Genomic DNA, 19377 nt, shown 5'->3' on the forward strand with positions numbered 1-19377 from the left:
CGAAGGCCGCGGATACCCCAAGGAGCTGCCAAGGTGTTCTTCGATATAGGACCCCTAGAGCTGATTGCGATCGTGGTCCTCGCGGTGCTGCTGTTCGGGCCGGACAAACTGCCCAAGGTCATCCAGGACGTCACCGGTTTCATCCGGAAGGTCCGGGCGTTCTCCGACAATGCCAAGCAGGACATCCGCGACGAGCTCGGCCCGGAGTTCCAGGACTTCGAGTTCGAGGACCTCAAGCCGAAGAACTTCGTCCGCAAGCACGTCCTGGAGAAGGACGAGTACGGCCTGCGGGAGCTCACCGAGCTGCGCGAAGGGTTCGACCTGAAGAAGGAGATGGCCGACGTCACCGACGCGGTCCGGGAGTCCACCGCGCCCCGTTCCGCGGCCGCCTCCGCCGCGGCCGCCGGCGGTTCCGCGGTGAACCTCTCCAACGAGGCGCCGGCCGCGTCCGACGGGCGCCCGGACATGTTCACCAAGAGCTCCGACCCGTCCCGCCGCGAGCCGCCGCCGTTCGACTACGACGCGACCTGAGAATCTCGTATGCCCGGCTGTGTTGACCCCACTGGCTATGCTCCCGGTGTCCGGGGTGAGGTCGCCTGAGGGGGGCGGGCCGCCCACGACGCAGGGCAACGAGGAGGCTCCGCGCAGATGGAGACGACGAGTCGGACAGTCACCCATGAGGTGTCGGCCGATACCGGCCGGAAGGTCGACGGCTATCTGCTGGCCGCGTTCCCGTGGTACGGCCTCGATGAGGCGTTCACCGGGCCGCGCTGGCTGATGCAGGTCGGCACGGCCGCGGGCGGGACCGTCGAGCACGGTGCGACCGGCCATGGCGCGGAGCCCAGCATAAAGGTGGAGAGCCAGGAGGCCGAGCGGTTCGCGGTGGTGGTGACGGTCGCCAGCCGGCCGGTGCGGCGCAGTGCGGACGGCACCGGGGTCCTGGACGCCACCTCGATCTCGACGGCGGCCTGGCTCGCCGGGGCCGGCCTGCTCGCCCACACCTGGCCGACGCAGATGGACCGCTCGCTGCGCCAGGACTGGCTCGACCAGCAGACGATGCTCGCCTGGGAGCTGGCCGACGACCTCGGTGGCGACGCCTGGAACGAGCTGATGCTCCCGGTGGACGGGGTGCCGACGCCGTTCTGCTACCGGGAGTCCGAGTACGGCTGGGTGCTCGCCGGGACGTCCGGCCAGGACGGCCGGGACGCGGTGCACCTCGGCGCCTACGGGCGCGGTATGAGCGCGTACGGCCTCGGCTTCTCGGTGATCAAGGATCTGACCGCCTACGCAGGCTGAGCGCCCGATGTGGGGGCGCGCGTGAGTCGTCGCGCGCCCCATTGGGCGGCGCACGCGCCGTGGGCAAGGGCAGACGAAAGGGGCGGACCCTCATGGATCCGCCCCTTTTCGGCGTCGTATGCGGTCGGGGCCCGGCCCCGGCGCGTCAGAACTTGTTGCGCGGGGTGATCCCCAGCGACATGCCGGCCAGGCCGCGCTGGCGGCCGCCCAGCTTGTCCGCGATGGCGCGGATCGCCGCACCGGCGGGGGAGTCCGGGTCGGTGAGCACCACGGGCTTGCCCTCGTCGCCGCCCTCGCGCAGCCGGACGTCGATCGGGATGGCGCCGAGCACCGGGACCTGCGTGCCGGTGGTCTTCGTCAGGCCCTCGGCGACCCGCTGGCCGCCGCCGGTGCCGAACACGTCGACCATCTCGTCGCAGTGCGGGCAGGGCAGCCCGGACATGTTCTCCACCACGCCGACGATCTTCTGGTGGGTCTGCACGGCGATCGAACCGGCCCGCTCGGCGACCTCGGCGGCGGCCTGCTGCGGGGTGGTGACCACCAGGATCTCGGCGTTGGGGACGAGCTGCGCCACGGAGATGGCGATGTCGCCGGTGCCCGGGGGCAGGTCCAGCAGGAGGACGTCGAGGTCGCCCCAGTAGACGTCGGCGAGGAACTGCTGGAGGGCGCGGTGCAGCATCGGGCCGCGCCAGACGACCGGGGCGTTGCCCGGGGTGAACATGCCGATCGAGATGACCTTCACGCCGTTCGCCGACGGGGGCATGATCATGTTCTCGACCTGGGTGGGACGGCCGTCCGCACCGAGCATCCGGGGCACCGAGTGGCCGTAGATGTCGGCGTCCACCACGCCGACCTTGAGGCCGTCGGCGGCCATCGCGGCCGCGAGGTTGACCGTCACCGAGGACTTGCCGACGCCGCCCTTGCCGGAGGCGACGGCGTAGACCCGGGTCAGCGAACCGGGCTTGGCGAACGGGACCTCCCGCTCGGCGGTGCCGCCGCGCAGCGCCGTCGTCAGCTCCCGCCGCTGCTCGTCGCTCATCACTTCGAGCTCGACCCCGGCACGGGTGACACCGGGGACCCGCTCGACGGCCTCGCGGACGCTGCTGATGATCGTCTCGCGCATCGGGCAGCCGGAGACGGTGAGGTAGACCACGACCGCCACCGAGCCGTCCGCGGCGACGTCCACCGATTTGACCATCCCCAGTTCGGTGATGGGGCGGTGGATCTCGGGGTCGTTGACCGTCGCGAGCGCTTCGCGGATCGCGTCCTCGCTCGGTACGGAGCCGTGGGGCTGGGGCGTGTCTGTTGCCATGCAACAGATAGTACGGCCGCGCGAAGCGCGCCCCCAAGGGGCGGTGGTCGGGCGACGGGCGGGCGGTACGGCGGCTGAGGGCGCCTCCGGAAAGGCCCTCAGCGGTCGCGTCCGTCACGCTCGGGGTATGCGCCGTCGGGCGTCCGCTGCAGCTCCAGCTCCCGTAGTAGATCTTCGAGTTCGGAACGGATCCAGTCGCGGGTGGCGACCTCGCCCAGGCCCATCCGCAGCGCCGCGATCTCCCGGGTCAGGTACTCGGTGTCGGCGATGGAGCGCTCGTTCTGCTTGCGGTCCTGTTCGTGGGTGATCCGGTCGCGGTTGTCCTGGCGGTTCTGCGCCAGCAGGATCAGCGGCGCCGCGTAGGACGCCTGGAGCGAGAGCGCCAGGGTCAGGAAGATGAACGGGTAGTTGTCGAACCGCAGAGAGCCGGGCACGGTGACGTTCCAGCTGATCCACAGGATGATGGTGACCGTCATCCAGACGATGAAGCGGCCGGTCCCCAGGAAGCGGGCGATCTTCTCGGAGAGCCGCCCGAACGCCTCCGGGTCGTACTCGGGGAAGAAGGTGCGGCGCGGCACCCGCGGTTGGTCCAGCCGCACCCGCGGCCGGGGCTCCGCCCCCCGGTGCCGCTCCCCGGCGCCGCCCCGGCGCACCGCCGAGGCGCCGTGCGCCCGCCGCTCCCTGGCGTCCTCCCGGTCCTCAGCGCCCATCGGCGGCCGTTCCGTGCGGGCGGGCGCTGCCGCCGTGGGCCGGCCGGCGGCCGTGCAGCCCGGCCTCCCGCCAGTCGTCGGGAAGCAGATGGTCCAGCACGTCGTCGACGGTGACCGCACCCAGCAGCGCCCCGCTCTCGTCCACCACCGGCGCCGCGACCATGTTGTAAGCGGCCAGGTAGCTGGTCACCTCGGGCAGCGGGGTGTCCGGCCGCAGGGCCGGCAGATCGGTGTCCACGATGAAGCTGATGAGGGTGAACGGCGGGTCCCGCAGAAGCCGTTGGAAGTGCACCAGGCCCAGGTACCTGCCGGTCGGCGTCTCGTCCGGCGGCCGGCAGACGTACACCTGGGCGGCGAGCGCGGGGGAGAGGTCCGGATCGCGCACCCGGGCCAGCGCGTCCGCGACGCTGGCGTCCGGGCGCAGCACGATCGGCTCGGTGGTCATCAGGCCGCCCGCGGTGCGCTCCTCGTAGGACATCAGCCGCCGGACGTCCGCGGCCTCCTCCGGGCGCATCAGGGTCAGCAGCCGCTCCTTCTCCTCCTCGGGCAGCTCGGAGAGCAGGTCGGCGGCGTCGTCCGGGTCCATCGCCTCCAGGACGTCGGCGGCCCGCTCGTCCTTCAGCTTGCCGATGATCTCGACCTGGTCGACCTCGGGCAGCTCCTCCAGGACGTCGGCCAGCCGGTCGTCGTCGAGCGCCGCGGCGACCTCGCCGCGGCGCTTGGGGGAGAGGTGGTGCAGGACGCCGGCCAGATCGGCCGGGCGCAGCTGCTCGAAGGTGGCCAGCAGGCTCTCCGCGCCCTGCCCGTGCTCCTCGAGAGAGAAGCCGGTCACCGCCGACCACTCGACCGTCAGCACCTCTCCCCGGCGGCGCAGCGGCCCGCCCTTGCCCCGCCGGACGAAGACCTTGTCGATCTCCCAGTCGCGGCGGGCCGGGAGCTGGGTGATGCCGATGTCGAGCACGGTGACCTCCTCGCCGGTCTCGACCAACCGCACCCGCCGGTCCAGCAGTTCGCCGAAGACCAGCGTCTCGGAGGCCCGCTGCTCGAAGCGCCGCATGTTGACCACGCCGGTGGTGACGATCTGGCCGGACTCCACGCCGGTCACCCGCGTCATCGGCACGAAGATCCGGCGGCGGCTGACCACCTCGACGACCAGCCCCAGCAGCCGCGGCGGGCGGTCGCCGACCCGGAGCAGCGAGACCAGGTCCCGCAGGCGCCCGACCTGGTCGCCGTTGGGGTCGAACACGGCCACACCGGAGAGGTGGGAGACGAAGATCCGGGGAGTGACCACCGCCATGAAAAGCGCCGCCCTTCTCCCTTTCCGTCCGGATTGCTCCATTGTTGATCAGAAAACAAAGCATTGGTTCGGGTTCAGGCTAACCCGTCGGGGTGGGCCGCGCCCCGGTGGGAACGGCCGTATGGTGGCCGCCCGGTAGCGGGCCGACGGGCCACCGGCCCCCGGGTACGCTGCCGTGAGCTGTCGAGGTCACCCGTATCAGGAGGCAGAACCGACGTGAGCGCCATCCCCCCGGACACCACCCGCCGACCGCCGGCCGGAACGCGACGCATCGGGCGGGCGGCACAGGTGGCGGCGGTGTGCGCGGCGCTGGCCGCGACGGTGGCGGGCTGCGCCGCGGACGATCCGGACGCCGGCACCAACGGGGTCGGCAAGCTGCCCGCCCCGCAGATCGCGGCCAAGGCGAAGGCCGCCGCCACGGCGGCCGGCACCGTCCGGCTCTCCGGAAAGGTCGTCAGCCAGGGCAGCACCTACACGCTGGACATGCGCCTGGCCAAGGACGGCGCCCGGGGCGAGGTGACCACCAAGGCCGCCTCCTTCCAGGTGCTGCGGGTCGGCGGCGCGCTCTATCTGAAGGCCGACGCGTCCTTCTGGGCCGGGGAGAAGGCCGGCGCGGGCGTCGGCCCCGGCGGCAGCGCCGCCAAGCTCGGCGACAAGTACGTCAAGGTGCCCGCCGACGACCCGGTCTACCAGCGCTTCAGCGGCTTCACCGACAAGGACACCCTGCTCACCGGGCTGCTCGGTCTGCACGGTCAGCTGACGGCCGGCAACCGCGGGAAGGTGGACGGGGTCCGCACCGTCCAGGTGGCCGCCGGTGCCGGCACCGGCGGCACCCTCGACGTCTCCCTGGAGGGCACCCCCTATCCGGTGCGGCTCCAGCGCGCCGGCGGCGCGGGCGAGTTGAAGCTTGCCGACTGGGGCAAGGGCGTGGACCTCAAGGCCCCCGACCAGGACCAGGTCGTCGACTACGGCAGGCAGCTCCCGGGCGCCGGCTGACGGCCGCGGCCGGCCAGAGCCTGCGGCCCCGGTCAGCCCTTGCGGCCCCGGCCGGCCTTCGCGGCCCGGCGCAGCAGCTTCGGCAGCGCGGCGGGGACCGGCCGGCGGGTGGTTGCGGGGGAGGCCAGCGGCGGCTCGGCGTGCGAACCCTCCGGCATCCGGCCGGGGCGCTGCACCGCCTCGCCGGCCGGGGCGAGCCGCAGCACCCGGCACTCCCGGGCCCAGCGCTCGACGAGGGTGTCGGCGTCCGGTGCGTTGAGCCGCTTGCCCTTCAACTCCTCGACGGTGGCCCGCCACTCCTCGCTGCCGGGCGCCAGTTCGCGGACCGCGGCCGGCCAGGCGACCAGCCGGCCGCCCTTGTCCTTGCTGCGCACGGTGACCGTCGCGGTGCCGCCGTCGGTGAGCCCCAGATCGGCCAGCGGCTGCTCCGCCGCGCCGCCGCGCCGGCGGTCCTCGGCGGCCGACGCCCCCACCAGGCAGACCGCCCCGTCATGCCAGACGTGCCACAGTGCCCGCGCCGGGCCCGTCGTCCCGCGCACCCAGACCAGGCCGGACTTCTTCGTGGCCTCTTCGATGAGGGCCTGGTCCAGCAGGGTCTGTGCCACCGTCTCCGTCATGGACCTCAGCCTAATCGGCCCGGAGGCCGGGGTCCCGGGATGCCCGGACGGCGTGAGGCCGCCGGGTCGTACGTCCCCGGCGGGTGGGCCGCTCGCCGGCGCTACAGCCAGCCGTTGCGCTTGAACCCGCGGTGGATGCCCAGGCAGATGGCGACCGTGACCAGCAGCACCGTCGGGTAGCCGTACTTCCACTTCAGCTCCGGCATGTACGTGAAGTTCATGCCGTAGATGCCGGCGATCATCGTCGGCACGGCGAAGATCGCCGCCCAGGCGGTGATCTTGCGCATGTCCTCGTTCTGCGCCACGGCGGCCTGCGCGAGGTTGGCCTGGAGGATGGAGTTCAGCAGGTCGTCGAAGGACAGCACCTGCTCGTTGACCCGCGCCAGGTGGTCGGCGACGTCCCGGAAGTACTTCTGGATGTCGCTGTCCACCAGCCGCATCGGCCGCTCGCTCAGCAGCTGCATCGGCCGCAGCAGCGGGGACACCGCGCGCTTGAACTCCAGTACCTCGCGCTTGAGTTGGTAGATCCGCCCGGCGTCGCCGCCCTTCGCGGCCCCCTTGCCGCCGGCGCCCCTGCCGGTGCTGCCGGAGCTGAAGACGTCGATCTCCACCTCGTCGATGTCGTCCTGCACCGCGCCGGCCACCGCCATGTAGCCGTCGACGACCTGGTCGGCGATGGCGTGCAGCACCGCGGACGGGCCCTTGGCCAGGCGCTCGGGGTCCTCCTGGAGGCGGTGCCGCAGCGCACGCAGCGAGCCCTGGCCGCCGTGCCGGACGGTGACGATGAAGTTCGGGCCGGTGAAGCACATCACCTCGCCGGTCTCCACCACCTCGCTGGTCGAGGTCAGTTCGGCGTGCTCGACGTAGTGCACGGTCTTGAAGACGGTGAACAGGGTGTCGTCGTAGCGCTCCAGCTTGGGCCGCTGGTGGGCGTGGACGGCGTCCTCCACGGCCAGCGGGTGCAGCCCGAACTCCCGGGCAATACCGGCGAATTCGGCCTCGGTGGGTTCGTGCAGACCGATCCAGACGAAGCCGCCCTCGTCCCGGACGCCGGCGATCGCCTCGGCCGGGGTGAGGTTCCCGGCCACGCGCTGCCCGTCGCGGTAGATGCCGCAGTCGACGACGGCGCTGTTGGGGCAGGCCGCGGCGGCGGGGGCGGCGCGGTAGCCGGAGTCGTCCCGGCGGCGGGCGGGACGGACGGCGGCGCGCAGGTCGCGGATCATCGACATGGCAGGCTCCTTCGGGGCCGGCCGTCAGCGGCGGGCGCAGGCGCAACGCGGCCCGGAACGAGGACGTACGAGGCGAGAGAAGGCCATACGTCCACAAAGCGGGCGGCGCTCGGTGCGGGGCTACCGACGGCAGTTCGCTGACATCACGGAAGTAAGAGTCGGGGGCGCTCTTCCGTCATCTGCGTCCGGAGCAAAAGAACTTCAGGTGTTTCGCCGCTGTGCGGCTGGGTACGGAAGCTCTCGGATCAGAATGCTCGTCGCGCGAGCGGGATGACGGGAGAACTGTCGGTACTGCACGGTCGACTCGGATCCACCGCAGCCCCACCTCCTCCGGCCAGTCCCCGCTGGGGGACGATCGTCATTACCTGACCAGACGGCAGGCTATCAGCCGTCAGAAGCGCTAGAGCCTCCCTTTGCCCGTTCCATACGAAGTGCTGCCCTGCGCTGTGACGGGTATCTCTTCGAGCGCCCTCGGCGGGTGCGCTCGGCCGTGGGGCCGGCGCCTATGCTCGCCGCATGTCTGACGTTCTTGAGCTGGTCGAGGCCCGGTTGCGCATGACGCTGGGCGAACCGGACGCGCGTGCCGCCATCACCTTCCTCGGTACCGACCGCATCGAGGTGCTCCGCTTTGTCGACGGCGACGTGTTCCGCTACGCCACGCTCGGGATGTCGGCCCAGCCCATGGCCGACCCCACCGCGGTGGTCGCCGATCCGCACCGCGGCCCCCGGGCCGAGCTCCTGATCTCCGTGCGGGGCGGCCGTGCGGACACCGACAAGGTGCTCCGGCCGCTCGCCGTCCTCGCCGCGTCGCCGCAGGTCGAGGGCGTGGTCGTGGCTCCCGGGGCGTCGCTGGACGTGGGGGAGCCGCTGTGGCCGGGGGCGCCGTTCACCTCGGTTCTGGTGGGGGCGGCCGGCGGTCTCGTCGAGGATCTGGAGCTGGGGGAGGAGCGGGAGCCGGTGCGGTTCCTGCCGCTGCTGCCGATGACGCCGAACGAGGCCGCCTGGAAGCGGGTGCACGGCGCCGAGGCGCTCCAGGCCCGCTGGCTGGAGCGGGGCACCGATCTGCGCGACCCGCAGCGGGCGGGCGTGGCCCTGGACTGAGGGGGAGGCCGGGCCCCGCCCGCAACCGGCGCCCCGTCCGCGGACGGGGCGTCAGTTCCCTTTCGCTGTCTGGCAGTTGCCTCCCCGCCTACCGGTCCTCGAAGACCGCGACCCCGTCCTCGGTCGCGTGCCGGGGTTCGAGCTCCTCGGCCCGTAGCGTCAGCGCCCGGCGGCGGATCGCGACGATGCCGGCGCCGATCGCCGCGGCCAGCGCCGCGATCACGAACGGGATGTGGAGGTCGGTCCACTCCGCGATCTTCGGGGCGAGGAACGGCGCGGCCGCCGCCGCGAACCACCGGACGAAGTTGTAGCCGGCGCTGGCCACCGGCCGCGGGGCGTCCGAGACGCCCAGCGCCAGTTCGGTGAAGACGGTGTTGTTCAGGCCGATGAAGGCGCCGGAGAGGACGGTGCAGACCACCGCGGTGGTGTGGTCGCCGTAGCCCAGGACGACCAGGTCGGCGGCGAGCAGCAGCAGTGAGCCGCCCAGCACCCGCAGCGAGCCGAAGCGCCGTTGGAGCCGGGGCGCCAGGATCACCGAGAACAGTGCGAGCAGCACGCCCCAGGCGAAGAACACCCCGCCCGACGCGTACGGCGACATGTTCAGCACGAACGGGGTGAACGCCAGCACCGTGAAGAACGCGTAGTTGTAGAAGAACGCGGCGACGGCCGCCGAGGCCAACCCGCCGTGGCCCAGCGCCCGGACCGGGTCCAGCAGCGCGGTCCTGCGGGCCGGCCGGGGCTGCTCCTTGAGGAAGACGGTGATGGCGATGAACCCGATGGCCATCAGGACCGCGGTGCCGAAGAAGGGGTAGCGCCACTTCATGTCGCCGAGCACCGCGCCCAGCAGCGGGCCGCAGGCCATGCCGAGCCCGAGCGCGGATTCGTAGAGCAGGATCGCCGCCGCGCTGCCTCCGGCCGCGGCCCCCACGATCACCGCCAACGACGTGGAGACGAAGAGGGCGTTGCCCAGCCCCCAGCCGGCGCGGAAGCCCACCAGCTCACCGACCGACGACGAGGTGCCGGACAGTGCGGCGAAGACCACCACCAGGGCCAGCCCGACCAGCAGCGTCTTGCGGCCGCCGATGCGGCTGGAGACGAAGCCGGTGACCAGCATCGCCACGGCGGTGATCAGGAAGTAGGAGGTGAACAGGAGGGAGACCTGGCTGTTGGACGCGTTCAGCCCCTTGGCGATGGAGGGGAGGATCGGGTCGACCAGTCCGATGCCCATGAAGGCGACGACCGAGGCGCCCGCGGTGGCCCAGACCGCCATGGGCTGGCGGAGGAGCGAGGTGCCGCCCGCCGGTCGCCCGCCGTCGCCGCGAGGGGAATCGCCGCGCGAGGCCCCCGGGGGATCGGCCAAGGGATCGTCATGGGTGCCACCGCCGTGGCCGCTGTGGTGCATGCCGGGGTTCCCCTTCCTGTTGTACGCGCTCCGAAAATCGTTGACGTTTACACACAATAAGTTAGCCGAGCTAAAGAGTGCAAGTTACAACCAGTTTTTCGGTGGGAAGTGCGGGGCGCGAAATCCGGCCAAGTGTGCGGTCTGGTACGTGATTAGAGGCACACCGGTCGGGTGATCGTCCTTGACGGGACGGCGGCCCAGGAGGACCGTTGGTCCTTATGAGGGGCGAACCCAGTTGCCCGAAGTGCGGAGGCCGGGTAAGGGCGCCCGGTCTCTTTTCCGATACCTGGCAGTGCGCCGCCCATGGTGCCGTGCACCCGCTCCAGCCGGTCGTCCCGCCGAGCGTCGAGGCGCTCGGCGTTGTCGTGCACCGCGCGCAGGTGCCCGTGTGGATGCCCTGGCCGCTGCCGGTCGGCTGGTTGTTCACCGGCGTGGCCTGCGCCGGCGACGACCGCGGCGGCGGCCGGGCGACCGCGGTGGCCTGCTCCGGACCCGGTCCGCTCGGCGGGCCCGGTGAACTCCTGCTGATCGCCGAGGAACTGGGCGTCGGCCTCGGCTCTCGCTACGCCGGTATCGACGGCCCCGACCCCGGCCCCCATATGCACGTCGACAGGTCCCCGCACGCCAAAGTGCTCGCCGCCGGCCGTCCGACCCCGATGTGGCAGGTTCATGGCGCCCCGGCGGACCGCGCGGTCTTCGCGGGCGAGGCCCGGGGGCTGTGGCTGTGGGCCATCGCCTGGCCCGAGCAGTCTGGACTGCTGATGTACGACGAGCTGGTGCTGACGGACCTGCGGGAGGCTGGCGCCGAGGTGGATCTGCTGCCCTGCGGGGCGCTGTCGCCGAGGATTCTGAGCTGAGGAAGCTGCCACGGCTGCGGATCTTCGGTCCGGGGAGCGCCGGGCTGACGAGGGCATGCCTGGCCGACCGGTATCCTTCTGTTCTGTAGTCCGTGGTAATGCCCTGTAGTCCTTACAGGACCCCGCGGTGCGGTGCCCGTTCCGGGGCCGCCGCCGTATCCGTCCCGCAGCAGTCTGGAGACCGTGCCGTGCGTATCGATCTGCACACCCACTCCACGGCCTCCGACGGCACGGACACCCCCGCCGAGCTGGTGCGCAACGCCGCGGCTGCGGGCCTGGACGTGGTCGCGCTGACCGACCACGACACCGTCGCCGGCCACGCCGAGGCGCGTGCCGCGCTGCCCGAGGGGCTGACGCTGGTCACCGGCGCCGAGCTGTCCTGCCGGCTCGACGGGACCAGCCTGCACATGCTGGCCTACCTCTTCGATCCCGAGGAGCCGGAACTCGCCCGCGAGCGGGAGCTGGTCCGCGACGACCGGGTGCCGCGCGCCCGGGCCATGGTCGGCAAGCTGCGCGAACTGGGCGTCCCGATCACCTGGGAGCAGGTGGCGCGGATCGCCGGCGACGGCGCCGTGGGCCGGCCGCACGTGGCCACCGCCCTGGTCGACCTGGGCGTGGTCGGCTCGGTCTCCGACGCCTTCACCTCCGAGTGGCTGGCCAACGACGGCCGGGCGTACGTCGAGAAGCACGAGCTCGACCCGTTCGACGCGCTCCGGCTGATCAAGGCCGCCGGCGGGATCGCGGTCTTCGCGCACCCGCTCGCCGTCAAGCGCGGCGCCTGCGTACCGGAGAGCGCCATCGCCGAGCTGGCCGCGGCCGGTCTGGACGGCATCGAGGTCGACCACATGGACCACGACGCCCCGACCCGGGCCCGGCTGCGCGGACTCGCCGCCGACCTCGGGCTGCTGACCACCGGCTCCAGCGACTACCACGGCAGCCGCAAGACCTGTGGCCTCGGCGACTGCACCACCGACCCGGAGATCTACGGGGAGATCGTGCGCCGGGCCACCGGCGCCTTCCCCGTACCCGGCGCCGGCGGCTGAGCCCGCGGGCACCGGCCGTCCGGCCGGCCGCCGCACCGCGCGCCCGGCCCTGATCCGGGCGCGCGCCGCACGTTCCCCTTCCCCTTCCCCTTCACCCACGGGCCGCTCATCGGCCGTGCCGTGCCCGGTCCCGTGCGTCTCCTTCCGATCGTCCGTACCACCGCAAGGCCAGCACCGTGTTCGACGTCGCCGTCTTCAGTACGCTCTTTGTCACGCTATTTGTGATCATGGACCCCCCGGGTATCACCCCGATCTTCCTCGCCCTGACCGCCGGCCGCCCCGCCAAGGTCCAGCGCAAGATGGCCTGGCAGGCCGCCATCGTCGCGTTCTGCGTGATCGCCGTCTTCGGCCTCTTCGGGAAGCAGATCCTGGGGCGGCTGCATATCTCCACGCCCGCGCTGATGATCGCCGGCGGGCTGCTGCTCCTGCTGGTCGCGCTGAACCTGCTGACCGGCAAGTCCGAGGAGCCGACCCAGACCAAGGACGTCAACGTGGCGCTGGTGCCGCTGGGCATGCCGCTGCTGGCCGGTCCGGGCGCGATCGTCTCGGTGATCCTCGCGGTGCAGCACGCGCACGGCGTCGCCGCTCAGGTCTCGGTCTGGACCGCGATCGTGGCGATCCACCTGGTGCTCTACGTGACGATGCGGTTCTCGCTGGTGATCATCCGCGTGATCAAGGACGGCGGGGTGGTCCTGGTGACCCGGCTGGCCGGGATGATGCTCTCCGCGCTCGCCGTGCAGCAGATCATCAACGGTGTGACGCAGGTGGTCCAGGGGACCTGAGTGGGCCCCGGTGACGACGAAGCCCCCGCACGGCGTGTCCGTGCGGGGGCTTTGCGTCTCGTCGTCGGTGGCGCGTCGTCGTACGTCGTCGTTGCGGGGCGCGGTCAGCGGTCGGCGATCAGTGGGCGGCAGTGGCCTCGGCCGGGCGGATGTAGATGCGCTGCCCTATGGCGGCGGCCTGCTGCACGATCTTGTTGACGGAGGCGGCGTCCACGACGGTGCTGTCCACGGCGGCGCCGTCGGCATCGTCCAGGCGCATGATCTCGAAGCGCATACGGGCTTCTCCCTTCGTCTGATCCTCCTGTGGAGAACTCTTCGGCGGAACCGCCCGGCTTCCTCGTCGGGCGTTCCATGGAGGTATAACGAGCCGCAGGGTGAAATGATTCCCTACGCTAAAGAAAAATTTTCATGGTCTAAGGAATGTAGATGCGGACGCCGGTGTGGTTGTGCCCGTCGAGCGCCCGCCAGGACAATGGGTCCGCAATGAACGACCTCCAGCCCATGGGCACCACCGACCTCACGGCGCTCGCCGCCGGCATCGAGCGCACCAACGAGCTGCTCGCCCGGGTCCTCGCGGAGGTTGCCACCACACCGTCCACCCACGCCGTCTTCGCCGATGCGGGCTACGTCTACGCGGCGGCCGGGCGGCTGGTCGCCGGCACCGAGGACCGCAGGGCGTTCGAGCTCGACGCCGAGGGGATCATCGAGGCCTTCATCGACAAGGCGCGCACGATCTTCCCGGACAGCCGGCTGCTGCGGGTCTACTGGTACGACGGCGCCCGCCGCCGGATCCACACCCAGGAGCAGCAGCGCATCGCCGAGCTCCCCGACGTCAAGGTCCGGCTCGGCAACCTCAACGCACACAACCAGCAAAAGGGCGTGGACTCGCTGATCCGCACGGATCTGGAGTCGCTGGCCCGGCACCGGGCGATCAGCGACGCGGTCCTGATCGGCGGCGACGAGGACCTGGTCTCCGCGGTGGAGGCGGCCCAGGGCTACGGCGCCCGGGTCCACCTGTGGGGCATCGAGGCCCCGGGCGGCCGCAACCAGGCCGAGCCGCTGATGTGGGAGGTGGACAGCGCCCGCATCTTCGACCTGGACTTCTGCAAGCCCTACGTCACCCGGCGCACGGCCGGCGAGGGCGCCGAGCCGGGGGCCGGCGAGGGGCCGGTGCCCTCCCGTGAGGAGGTCCGGTTCGTGGGGGCGCGGGTCGCCGGCCAGTGGCTCTCGGAGCGCGGTCCGGCGTGGGTGGCCGAACTGCTGCCCGGCCATCCGTATCTGCCCGGCACCGTCGACCAGGAACTGCTCACCGCGGCGGAGGCGCTGCTCAAGCACTCCCTGCGCGGCCACGCCGACCTGCGGCGGGTGCTGCGCGACGGGTTCTGGGACCACGTCCAGGGGCGCTTCTAGGCCCTGTTGCCGCAGCCCTGCCGGCTGCCCGTGGGGCGGGCCGGGCGGCGACCGGCAGGCGGAAGTCCGACGACAGCGCCTGGCGTCTGCGCCACGCCCCGCCGGCCGCGCAGGTCAGCCGGTCTCGCGCCAGAAGCCGGCCAGCGCCTCGGCGGTCTGCTCCGGGCGTTCGGCGTTGGGGGAGTGCTCGGCGCCCTCGACGACGGTGCGCCGGGCGGACAGCCGGCGGGCCATCGCGTCCATCAGCGGCACCGGCCAGGCGTAGTCGACGGCCCCGGAGACGACGTGCACCAAAAGCCCGGTGCGGGCCAGCTCCTCGACCCGGTCGGGCTCCGTCAGCATCTGCCGCCCCGTCGCGATCAGTTGCTCGGGGACGGTGTTCAGCCAGCGCTGCCGCAGGAAGGCGGCGATGCCCGGCTCCGGAGACGTCGCCCCGGCGGACCCCGCGGCGTCGGTGGCGGGCGGATCCAGCGCCCGCATCGCCTCCCACACCTGCTCCATGGACATCGTGCCGAGCGCGTCGATCAGCATCCGCACCCGGTGCTGCTGGGACGGGTCGAGGGCGGCCGGCCCGGAACTGAGCACCGTCAGCGAACGGAAGGCCGCCGGATCGCGCAGCGCGGCCGCCCGGGAGACCAGCCCGCCCAGGGAGTGCCCCAGCAGATGCGGCGGGCCGCCGGCGGTTCCCCGCAGTGCCCGCGCCTGGGCCAGTACGTCCAGCGCCAACTCCTGCTGCGCATAAGCCTGTTGGTCGCGCGGTCCGGGGGTCTCGTGCTGTCCGCGGCCGTCCACCGCGATCGCCCGGAAGCCGGCCGCGGCCAGCGGCGCCAGCAGGGCGATGAAGTCCTCCTTGCTGCCGGTGAAGCCGGGCACCAGGAGGGCGGTGCCGCGCGGCGCCCCGTCGGGACGGGCCTCGTGCACGGCGAACGCACCGCGTTCGGTGTCGAGCCGGTACGCCCGGGCGCACGGCGGCAGAGTGAGGGTGGGCGGCGTGCTCATGGGGGTGAGATTACCGGGCTGACCGGCGGAAACGCGCTTCGGAGGGCGGCGGCGCCCGGCAGCTGATAAGGGCCCCGGAACGCCGGCGACCCGGCACCCGCACAAGGGCGGGGCCGGGTCGTCAGGTGCCGTCGGGCCAGGAAGCTCAGCTCTCGGCCGGTGCCTCCACGGGCGCCGCCGCCTTCTTGGCGGTGGTCCGCTTACGGGGCGCGCGCTTGGGCTTGGCCTCGGCGCCGTCCGCGGCCTCGGGCGTCTCCGGGGCGACCTTCTTGGCGGCGGTCTTCCGGGTGCGCTTGGGCTTGGCCGGAACCTCGTCGGCGGCCTCGGCGGTGACCGGCTCGGCGGCGGCGGCCTTGGCCGCGGCCGTCTTCCGGGTCCGCTTGGGCTTCGCCGGCGCGGCGTCGGCGCCCTCGGCCGTCTCCACGGCCGCCTCGGCGGCGGGCTTGGCGACGGCCTTCTTGGCGGCGGTCTTCCGGGTGCGCTTGGGCTTGGCCGGAACCTCGGCGTCCACGACGGCGGTGCTCACCGTCGCGACCTCGGCGGCCTCCACGGCGGGCGCCGCCTTCTTGGCCGCGGCCCGCTTACGGGGAGCGCGCTTGGGCTTCTCCGGGGCGGTCTCCTCCGCGGCCGGCGCCGGCGCGGTCTCCTGCGCCGTCTCGACCACGGTCTGCGGGGCCTCGACCACCTCGGTCACGGTCTCCACGGCGGCCTTGGCGGCGCCACGGGTACGGCGACGGCGCGGCTTGGCCGGCGCCTCGGCGTCCGCGTCGGCCGCGGGAGCCGGCACCGCTGCGGCGGCGACGGCGTCGCCGGCCGCGGCCTCACGGGCCTCCCGCGCCTCGGCGGTCGCGGCCTCGGAGGCCACGGCCGCCACCGCACCGCGGGTACGGCGCCGACGCCGGGGCGTCCGCGGTGCCGCGGTGGCCTCGGAGCCCTCGGCGGTGTCCACCGCGGCCTGTGCCGGGTCCGTCGCCTGGGGCGCGTCCTGGGCGCTCGCGCCGTCCAGCAGCGCGCCGCCGCGGGTCCGGCGCCGCTGGCGCGGCGTCCGGGTCCGCCGGGGCTCTTCCCGGGTCTCCTTCTCGGCCCGGCCGCCGGACCGCCGGCCGCGCCCGCGGCCCCCGGTCTCGCCCAGGTCCTCGAGCTCCTCGGCGGCCAGCCCGGCCCGGGTCCGCTCGGCGCGCGGCAGCACGCCCTTGGTGCCCTGGGGGATGTCCAGCTGCTCGTAGAGGTGCGGGGAGGTGGAGTAGGTCTCCTCCGGCTCGTCGAACGCCAGGTCCAGCGCCTTGTTGATCAGCTTCCAGCGCGGGATGTCGTCCCAGTCGACGAGGGTGACCGCGGTGCCCTTGGCGCCCGCCCGGCCGGTGCGGCCGATGCGGTGCAGGTAGGTCTTCTCGTCCTCGGGCGACTGGTAGTTGATGACGTGCGTCACGCCCTCGACGTCGATACCGCGGGCGGCGACGTCGGTGCAGACCAGGACGTCGACCTTGCCGTTGCGGAAGGCGCGCAGCGCCTGCTCGCGGGCGCCCTGGCCGAGGTCGCCGTGGACCGCGCCGGACGCGAAGCCGCGGCGGGCGAGCTGGTCGGCGATGTCGGCGGCGGTCCGCTTCGTGCGGCAGAACACCATGGCCAGCCCGCGGCCCTCCGCCTGGAGGATGCGGGCGACCATCTCCGGCTTGTCCAGGGAGTGCGCGCGGTAGACGTGCTGGGTGATGTTGGCGACCGTCGCGCCCTGGTCGTCCGGCGCGGTGGCGCGGATGTGCGTGGGCTGGGACATGTAGCGGCGGGCCAGCGAGATGACCTGGCCGGGCATGGTCGCCGAGAACAGCATGGTTTGCCGCTTGGCCGGCAGCTGCTGGATGATCTTCTCGACGTCGGGCAGGAAGCCCAGGTCGAGCATCTCGTCGGCCTCGTCCAGGACGAGCGTGCGCACCTGCGACAGGCTGAGCTTTTTCTGGCCCGCGAGGTCGAGCAGCCGGCCGGGCGTGCCGACGACCACGTCGACGCCCTTCTTCAGCGCCTCGACCTGCGGCTCGTACGCGCGGCCGCCGTAGATCGCCAGCACCCGGACGTTACGGACCTTGCCGGCGGTCAGCAGGTCGTTGGTGACCTGCTGGCACAGCTCGCGGGTGGGCACGACGACGAGGGCCTGCGGCGCCTCGGTCAGCTGCTCGGGCGCGGCCCGGCCGGCCTCGACGTCGACGGGGACGGTGACCCGCTCCAGCAGCGGCAGGCCGAAGCCGAGCGTCTTGCCGGTGCCGGTCTTGGCCTGGCCGATGACGTCGTTGCCGGAGAGGGCGACGGGGAGCGTCAGCTCCTGGATGGGGAAGGGGGAAACGATGCCGACGGCTTCCAGGGCCTCGGCGGTCTCGGGGAAGATCCCGAGATCTCGAAACGTCGTAGACAGAGTCTTGCCTCTTCTGTGAGACGCGGCGGGAGGCGGCGGAGGGGGTCGTACCGCACCGTCGTACGTGTTCGTACGGCGCCGACCTGAAGGGGCCGGACGATGCGGGACCACTGCCGTCGCTCAGGCACTCTCGCCGCGAGCGGTGTCCCTCCTGCCGTGCGTACGTGGGCACGCGCCGCGCGGAGGGCGGTCGGTTGGAGCCGATCGGGCCACCGACCGGGCATCCGCTTTCGTGGAACGACCCACCGATACTCGGCGGGTCCTTTAGCACTCTACCCCGGATGACGCCGTCGAATCCGAAGGCGTGTATGACTGAGGAATTCATCACGGCACGCCCGACCAGTGGCGGCGCTCACACCGACGGGTGGTCCGGCCATGGTTGACCAGGGCCTTCCAGGGCCCGCCGGGCGGGCTATTGTGCGGGCATGGAGACGCCTGACAACGCCGCTGCCGACGCGCAGGAACACACCGGAATCGCCGCTCAGGACTGGGACGTGGCCTCCGCGGACCCGCAGTACCGGGCCGCCGTGATCGATCTGCTCGGCGCGCTCGCCTACGGCGAGCTGTCCGCCTTCGAGCGTCTGGCGGAGGATTCCAAGCTCGCGCCCACGATGGACGACAAGGCCGAACTGGCCAAGATGGCCTCGGCGGAATTCCACCACTTCGAGCGGCTCCGGGACCGGCTGTCCGAGATCGAGGCGGAGCCCAACGAGGCGATGGAGCCGTTCGCCGCCGCGCTGGACGAGTTCCACCGCCAGACCGCGCCGTCGGACTGGCTGGAGGGCCTGGTCAAGGCGTACGTCGGCGACTCGATCGCCAGTGACTTCTACCGCGAGGTCGCGGTCCGGCTGGACTCCGACACCCGCGATCTGGTGCTGGCGGTGCTGGACGACACCGGGCACGCGACCTTCGCGGTGGAGAAGGTCCGGGCGGCCATCGACGTCGATCCGCGGGTCGGCGGGCGGCTGGCGCTGTGGGCCCGGCGGCTGATGGGTGAGGCGCTCTCGCAGGCCCAGCGGGTGGTCGCGGACCGCGACGCGCTCTCCACGATGCTGGTCGGCGGGCTGGCCGACGGCTTCGACCTGGCCGAGGTGGGCCGGATGTTCTCCCGGATCACCGAGGCGCACACCAAGCGGATGGCGGCGCTGGGCCTGGCGGCCTGACGCGGTCCCGGTCGACGAACTCCCGTCCGCCGTGCGGCGCCCGGCCTGCTCTTCGGGCCGACGACGGGAGTTTTGACGGGGCCCGGCGCGGGGGCGCCGGAGGCCGGCCGGTCAGCAGGCCGGCCGGTCAGCAGGCCGGCCGGTCAGCAGGCCGGCCGGTGGCGCTTGATCGGGGCGGCCGGGCGACGGGGGTGGCGGCGCGGCGGCCGTACCAGGACCGACAGCAGCGCGGCGCCCACCGCGAGCGCGGCGATCATCACCTGGAGCGGATAGCCGGGGCCCAGGATCGAGCGGGTCAGCAGCGCGCCGAGGAGCGCGGCGACCGGGCCGGTGGCCAGCGTCAGGGTGGCGTCGGGGAACCGCTCGGGCAGCCACCGTCGCGCGGACAGGGCGATGGCGAATCCGATGAGCACGGCGCCGAGCGCTTCCCAGATCATGTGGTCCCTCCCGCTGACGAGGCCGATCGGTCGAACACATCGGTCGTAGGCGGTCGTACCCAGGCACCACCGGCGACAACCCTCCGGCGGGACCTGCCTCTTGGCTCAGCGTGCGCCTTCGTCGGGCCACCGGGCAAGAGCCGTCGAGGACACCGGCAGGGGACCGGCGGCACACCGGCAGGAGAGCGGCGACGACACGGGGCGGGGGGGGGGGCCCCCCCCCCCCCCCCCCCGCGGGCGCCCCCCCGCAGGGCGGGCGGGGCCCCAACGGACCGCGACGCGCGGCGCGGAAGGAGGTCGCAGAACAACAACAAAACAAACA

General features: G+C 72.7%; 19 protein-coding genes. 9 read left to right on the forward strand and 10 right to left on the reverse strand.

The features are described from left to right. Positions 1–33: 33 nt before the first annotated feature. Both ACIQE0_RS16045 and ACIQE0_RS16050 read left to right on the forward strand, forming a co-directional pair. Complete coding sequence (locus tag ACIQE0_RS16045; protein ID WP_402332413.1) at positions 34–531, forward strand: sec-independent translocase; 498 nt, start codon at positions 34–36, stop codon at positions 529–531. A 117-nt stretch (positions 532–648) separates the two neighbouring features. Further along, on the forward strand, positions 649–1296 hold the full coding sequence (locus ACIQE0_RS16050) for a hypothetical protein (protein WP_402332416.1): 648 nt from the start codon (positions 649–651) through the stop codon (positions 1294–1296). A gap of 145 nt (positions 1297–1441) precedes the next feature. Here ACIQE0_RS16050 and ACIQE0_RS16055 read toward each other — a convergent pair whose 3' ends face one another. From ACIQE0_RS16055 to ACIQE0_RS16065, 3 genes are all read right to left on the reverse strand, one after another. After that, a complete protein-coding gene (locus ACIQE0_RS16055) occupies positions 1442–2608 on the reverse strand; it encodes an Mrp/NBP35 family ATP-binding protein (protein ID WP_366338178.1) in 1167 nt (388 codons plus the stop codon). A 98-nt stretch (positions 2609–2706) separates the two neighbouring features. Then, positions 2707–3318, reverse strand: a complete 612-nt coding sequence (locus ACIQE0_RS16060; RefSeq protein WP_366338180.1) for a DUF1003 domain-containing protein — start codon at positions 3316–3318, stop codon at positions 2707–2709. Beyond that, the gene (locus ACIQE0_RS16065) at positions 3308–4615 is read right to left on the reverse strand and encodes a magnesium transporter MgtE N-terminal domain-containing protein (protein WP_402332419.1); all 1308 of its coding nucleotides are present in this window, start codon (positions 4613–4615) and stop codon (positions 3308–3310) included. The genes ACIQE0_RS16060 and ACIQE0_RS16065 overlap by 11 nt, the downstream gene beginning before the upstream one ends. A 216-nt stretch (positions 4616–4831) precedes the next feature. On the opposite strand from ACIQE0_RS16065, the gene ACIQE0_RS16070 reads away from it, so the two are divergent. Next, the gene (locus ACIQE0_RS16070; protein WP_366338184.1) at positions 4832–5611 is read left to right on the forward strand and encodes a hypothetical protein; all 780 of its coding nucleotides are present in this window, start codon (positions 4832–4834) and stop codon (positions 5609–5611) included. 32 nt (positions 5612–5643) lie between these two features. Here the strand turns inward: ACIQE0_RS16070 and ACIQE0_RS16075 are convergent, their stop codons facing one another. Together ACIQE0_RS16075 and ACIQE0_RS16080 are read right to left on the reverse strand one after the other, a co-directional pair. Continuing rightward, positions 5644–6228, reverse strand: coding sequence for a hypothetical protein (locus ACIQE0_RS16075; protein ID WP_366338186.1), 585 nt, complete (start codon positions 6226–6228; stop codon positions 5644–5646). A gap of 101 nt (positions 6229–6329) precedes the next feature. Next, positions 6330–7457 carry a magnesium and cobalt transport protein CorA gene (locus tag ACIQE0_RS16080; protein ID WP_366338188.1) on the reverse strand — a complete coding sequence of 376 codons (1128 nt, stop codon included), beginning with the start codon at positions 7455–7457 and terminating at the stop codon, positions 6330–6332. A gap of 516 nt (positions 7458–7973) precedes the next feature. Between ACIQE0_RS16080 and ACIQE0_RS16085 the strand changes: the two genes are divergently transcribed. Then, on the forward strand, positions 7974–8558 hold the full coding sequence (locus ACIQE0_RS16085) for a suppressor of fused domain protein (protein WP_366338190.1): 585 nt from the start codon (positions 7974–7976) through the stop codon (positions 8556–8558). 88 nt (positions 8559–8646) lie between these two features. On the opposite strand, the gene ACIQE0_RS16090 is transcribed toward ACIQE0_RS16085, so the two are convergent. Next, positions 8647–9828, reverse strand: a complete 1182-nt coding sequence (locus ACIQE0_RS16090) for an MFS transporter (RefSeq protein ID WP_402332777.1) — start codon at positions 9826–9828, stop codon at positions 8647–8649. Between the two features lie 350 nt (positions 9829–10178). Here ACIQE0_RS16090 and ACIQE0_RS16095 point away from each other — a divergent pair, with 350 nt between their 5' ends. The 3 genes from ACIQE0_RS16095 to ACIQE0_RS16105 all read left to right on the forward strand — a co-directional run bounded on the left by ACIQE0_RS16095 (position 10179) and on the right by ACIQE0_RS16105 (position 12642). Continuing rightward, positions 10179–10817, forward strand: coding sequence for a DUF6758 family protein (locus ACIQE0_RS16095; protein ID WP_366338192.1), 639 nt, complete (start codon positions 10179–10181; stop codon positions 10815–10817). Positions 10818–11005: 188 nt separating this feature from the next. Next, positions 11006–11860: a PHP domain-containing protein gene (locus ACIQE0_RS16100; protein WP_402332425.1), complete on the forward strand. Its 855-nt coding sequence runs from the start codon at positions 11006–11008 to the stop codon at positions 11858–11860. A 176-nt stretch (positions 11861–12036) separates the two neighbouring features. Continuing rightward, positions 12037–12642 (forward strand): MarC family protein, encoded by a 606-nt coding sequence (locus tag ACIQE0_RS16105; RefSeq protein WP_366338196.1) that lies wholly within the window; start codon positions 12037–12039, stop codon positions 12640–12642. A 118-nt stretch (positions 12643–12760) separates the two neighbouring features. On the opposite strand, the gene ACIQE0_RS16110 is transcribed toward ACIQE0_RS16105, so the two are convergent. Continuing rightward, on the reverse strand, positions 12761–12916 hold the full coding sequence (locus tag ACIQE0_RS16110) for a hypothetical protein (protein WP_366338198.1): 156 nt from the start codon (positions 12914–12916) through the stop codon (positions 12761–12763). A gap of 209 nt (positions 12917–13125) precedes the next feature. Between ACIQE0_RS16110 and ACIQE0_RS16115 the strand changes: the two genes are divergently transcribed. Then, positions 13126–14052: an NYN domain-containing protein gene (locus tag ACIQE0_RS16115; protein WP_402332428.1), complete on the forward strand. Its 927-nt coding sequence runs from the start codon at positions 13126–13128 to the stop codon at positions 14050–14052. 114 nt (positions 14053–14166) lie between these two features. On the opposite strand, the gene ACIQE0_RS16120 is transcribed toward ACIQE0_RS16115, so the two are convergent. Both ACIQE0_RS16120 and ACIQE0_RS16125 read right to left on the reverse strand, forming a co-directional pair. Continuing rightward, complete coding sequence (locus tag ACIQE0_RS16120; protein ID WP_402332431.1) at positions 14167–15051, reverse strand: alpha/beta fold hydrolase; 885 nt, start codon at positions 15049–15051, stop codon at positions 14167–14169. A 145-nt stretch (positions 15052–15196) separates the two neighbouring features. Continuing rightward, positions 15197–17566: a DEAD/DEAH box helicase gene (locus ACIQE0_RS16125; RefSeq protein ID WP_402332434.1), complete on the reverse strand. Its 2370-nt coding sequence runs from the start codon at positions 17564–17566 to the stop codon at positions 15197–15199. Between the two features lie 314 nt (positions 17567–17880). On the opposite strand from ACIQE0_RS16125, the gene ACIQE0_RS16130 reads away from it, so the two are divergent. Continuing rightward, a complete protein-coding gene (locus ACIQE0_RS16130; protein ID WP_366338206.1) occupies positions 17881–18618 on the forward strand; it encodes a ferritin-like fold-containing protein in 738 nt (245 codons plus the stop codon). Between the two features lie 143 nt (positions 18619–18761). On the opposite strand, the gene ACIQE0_RS16135 is transcribed toward ACIQE0_RS16130, so the two are convergent. Beyond that, the gene (locus ACIQE0_RS16135) at positions 18762–19055 is read right to left on the reverse strand and encodes a hypothetical protein (protein WP_402332437.1); all 294 of its coding nucleotides are present in this window, start codon (positions 19053–19055) and stop codon (positions 18762–18764) included. Positions 19056–19377 lie beyond the last annotated feature (322 nt).

Origin of the sequence: Streptomyces sp. NPDC093097, from assembly GCF_044754325.1 — a bacterium.
GTDB lineage: Bacteria > Actinomycetota > Actinomycetes > Streptomycetales > Streptomycetaceae > Streptomyces.

Excerpts from the sequence above, each read along its gene's own strand:
- ACIQE0_RS16120 (WP_402332431.1), bottom strand. The coding sequence starts at position 15,051 with ATGAGCACGCCGCCCACCCTCACTCTGCCGCCGTGCGCCCGGGCGTAC.
- ACIQE0_RS16085 (WP_366338190.1), top strand. The coding sequence starts at position 7,974 with ATGTCTGACGTTCTTGAGCTGGTCGAGGCCCGGTTGCGCATGACGCTG.
- ACIQE0_RS16110 (WP_366338198.1), bottom strand. The coding sequence starts at position 12,916 with ATGCGCTTCGAGATCATGCGCCTGGACGATGCCGACGGCGCCGCCGTG.
- ACIQE0_RS16135 (WP_402332437.1), bottom strand. The coding sequence starts at position 19,055 with ATGATCTGGGAAGCGCTCGGCGCCGTGCTCATCGGATTCGCCATCGCC.
- ACIQE0_RS16065 (WP_402332419.1), bottom strand. The coding sequence starts at position 4,615 with ATGGCGGTGGTCACTCCCCGGATCTTCGTCTCCCACCTCTCCGGTGTG.
- ACIQE0_RS16055 (WP_366338178.1), bottom strand. The coding sequence starts at position 2,608 with ATGGCAACAGACACGCCCCAGCCCCACGGCTCCGTACCGAGCGAGGAC.
- ACIQE0_RS16090 (WP_402332777.1), bottom strand. The coding sequence starts at position 9,828 with ATGGCGGTCTGGGCCACCGCGGGCGCCTCGGTCGTCGCCTTCATGGGC.
- ACIQE0_RS16115 (WP_402332428.1), top strand. The coding sequence starts at position 13,126 with ATGAACGACCTCCAGCCCATGGGCACCACCGACCTCACGGCGCTCGCC.
- ACIQE0_RS16095 (WP_366338192.1), top strand. The coding sequence starts at position 10,179 with ATGAGGGGCGAACCCAGTTGCCCGAAGTGCGGAGGCCGGGTAAGGGCG.
- ACIQE0_RS16050 (WP_402332416.1), top strand. The coding sequence starts at position 649 with ATGGAGACGACGAGTCGGACAGTCACCCATGAGGTGTCGGCCGATACC.
- ACIQE0_RS16075 (WP_366338186.1), bottom strand. The coding sequence starts at position 6,228 with ATGACGGAGACGGTGGCACAGACCCTGCTGGACCAGGCCCTCATCGAA.
- ACIQE0_RS16130 (WP_366338206.1), top strand. The coding sequence starts at position 17,881 with ATGGAGACGCCTGACAACGCCGCTGCCGACGCGCAGGAACACACCGGA.
- ACIQE0_RS16060 (WP_366338180.1), bottom strand. The coding sequence starts at position 3,318 with ATGGGCGCTGAGGACCGGGAGGACGCCAGGGAGCGGCGGGCGCACGGC.
- ACIQE0_RS16080 (WP_366338188.1), bottom strand. The coding sequence starts at position 7,457 with ATGTCGATGATCCGCGACCTGCGCGCCGCCGTCCGTCCCGCCCGCCGC.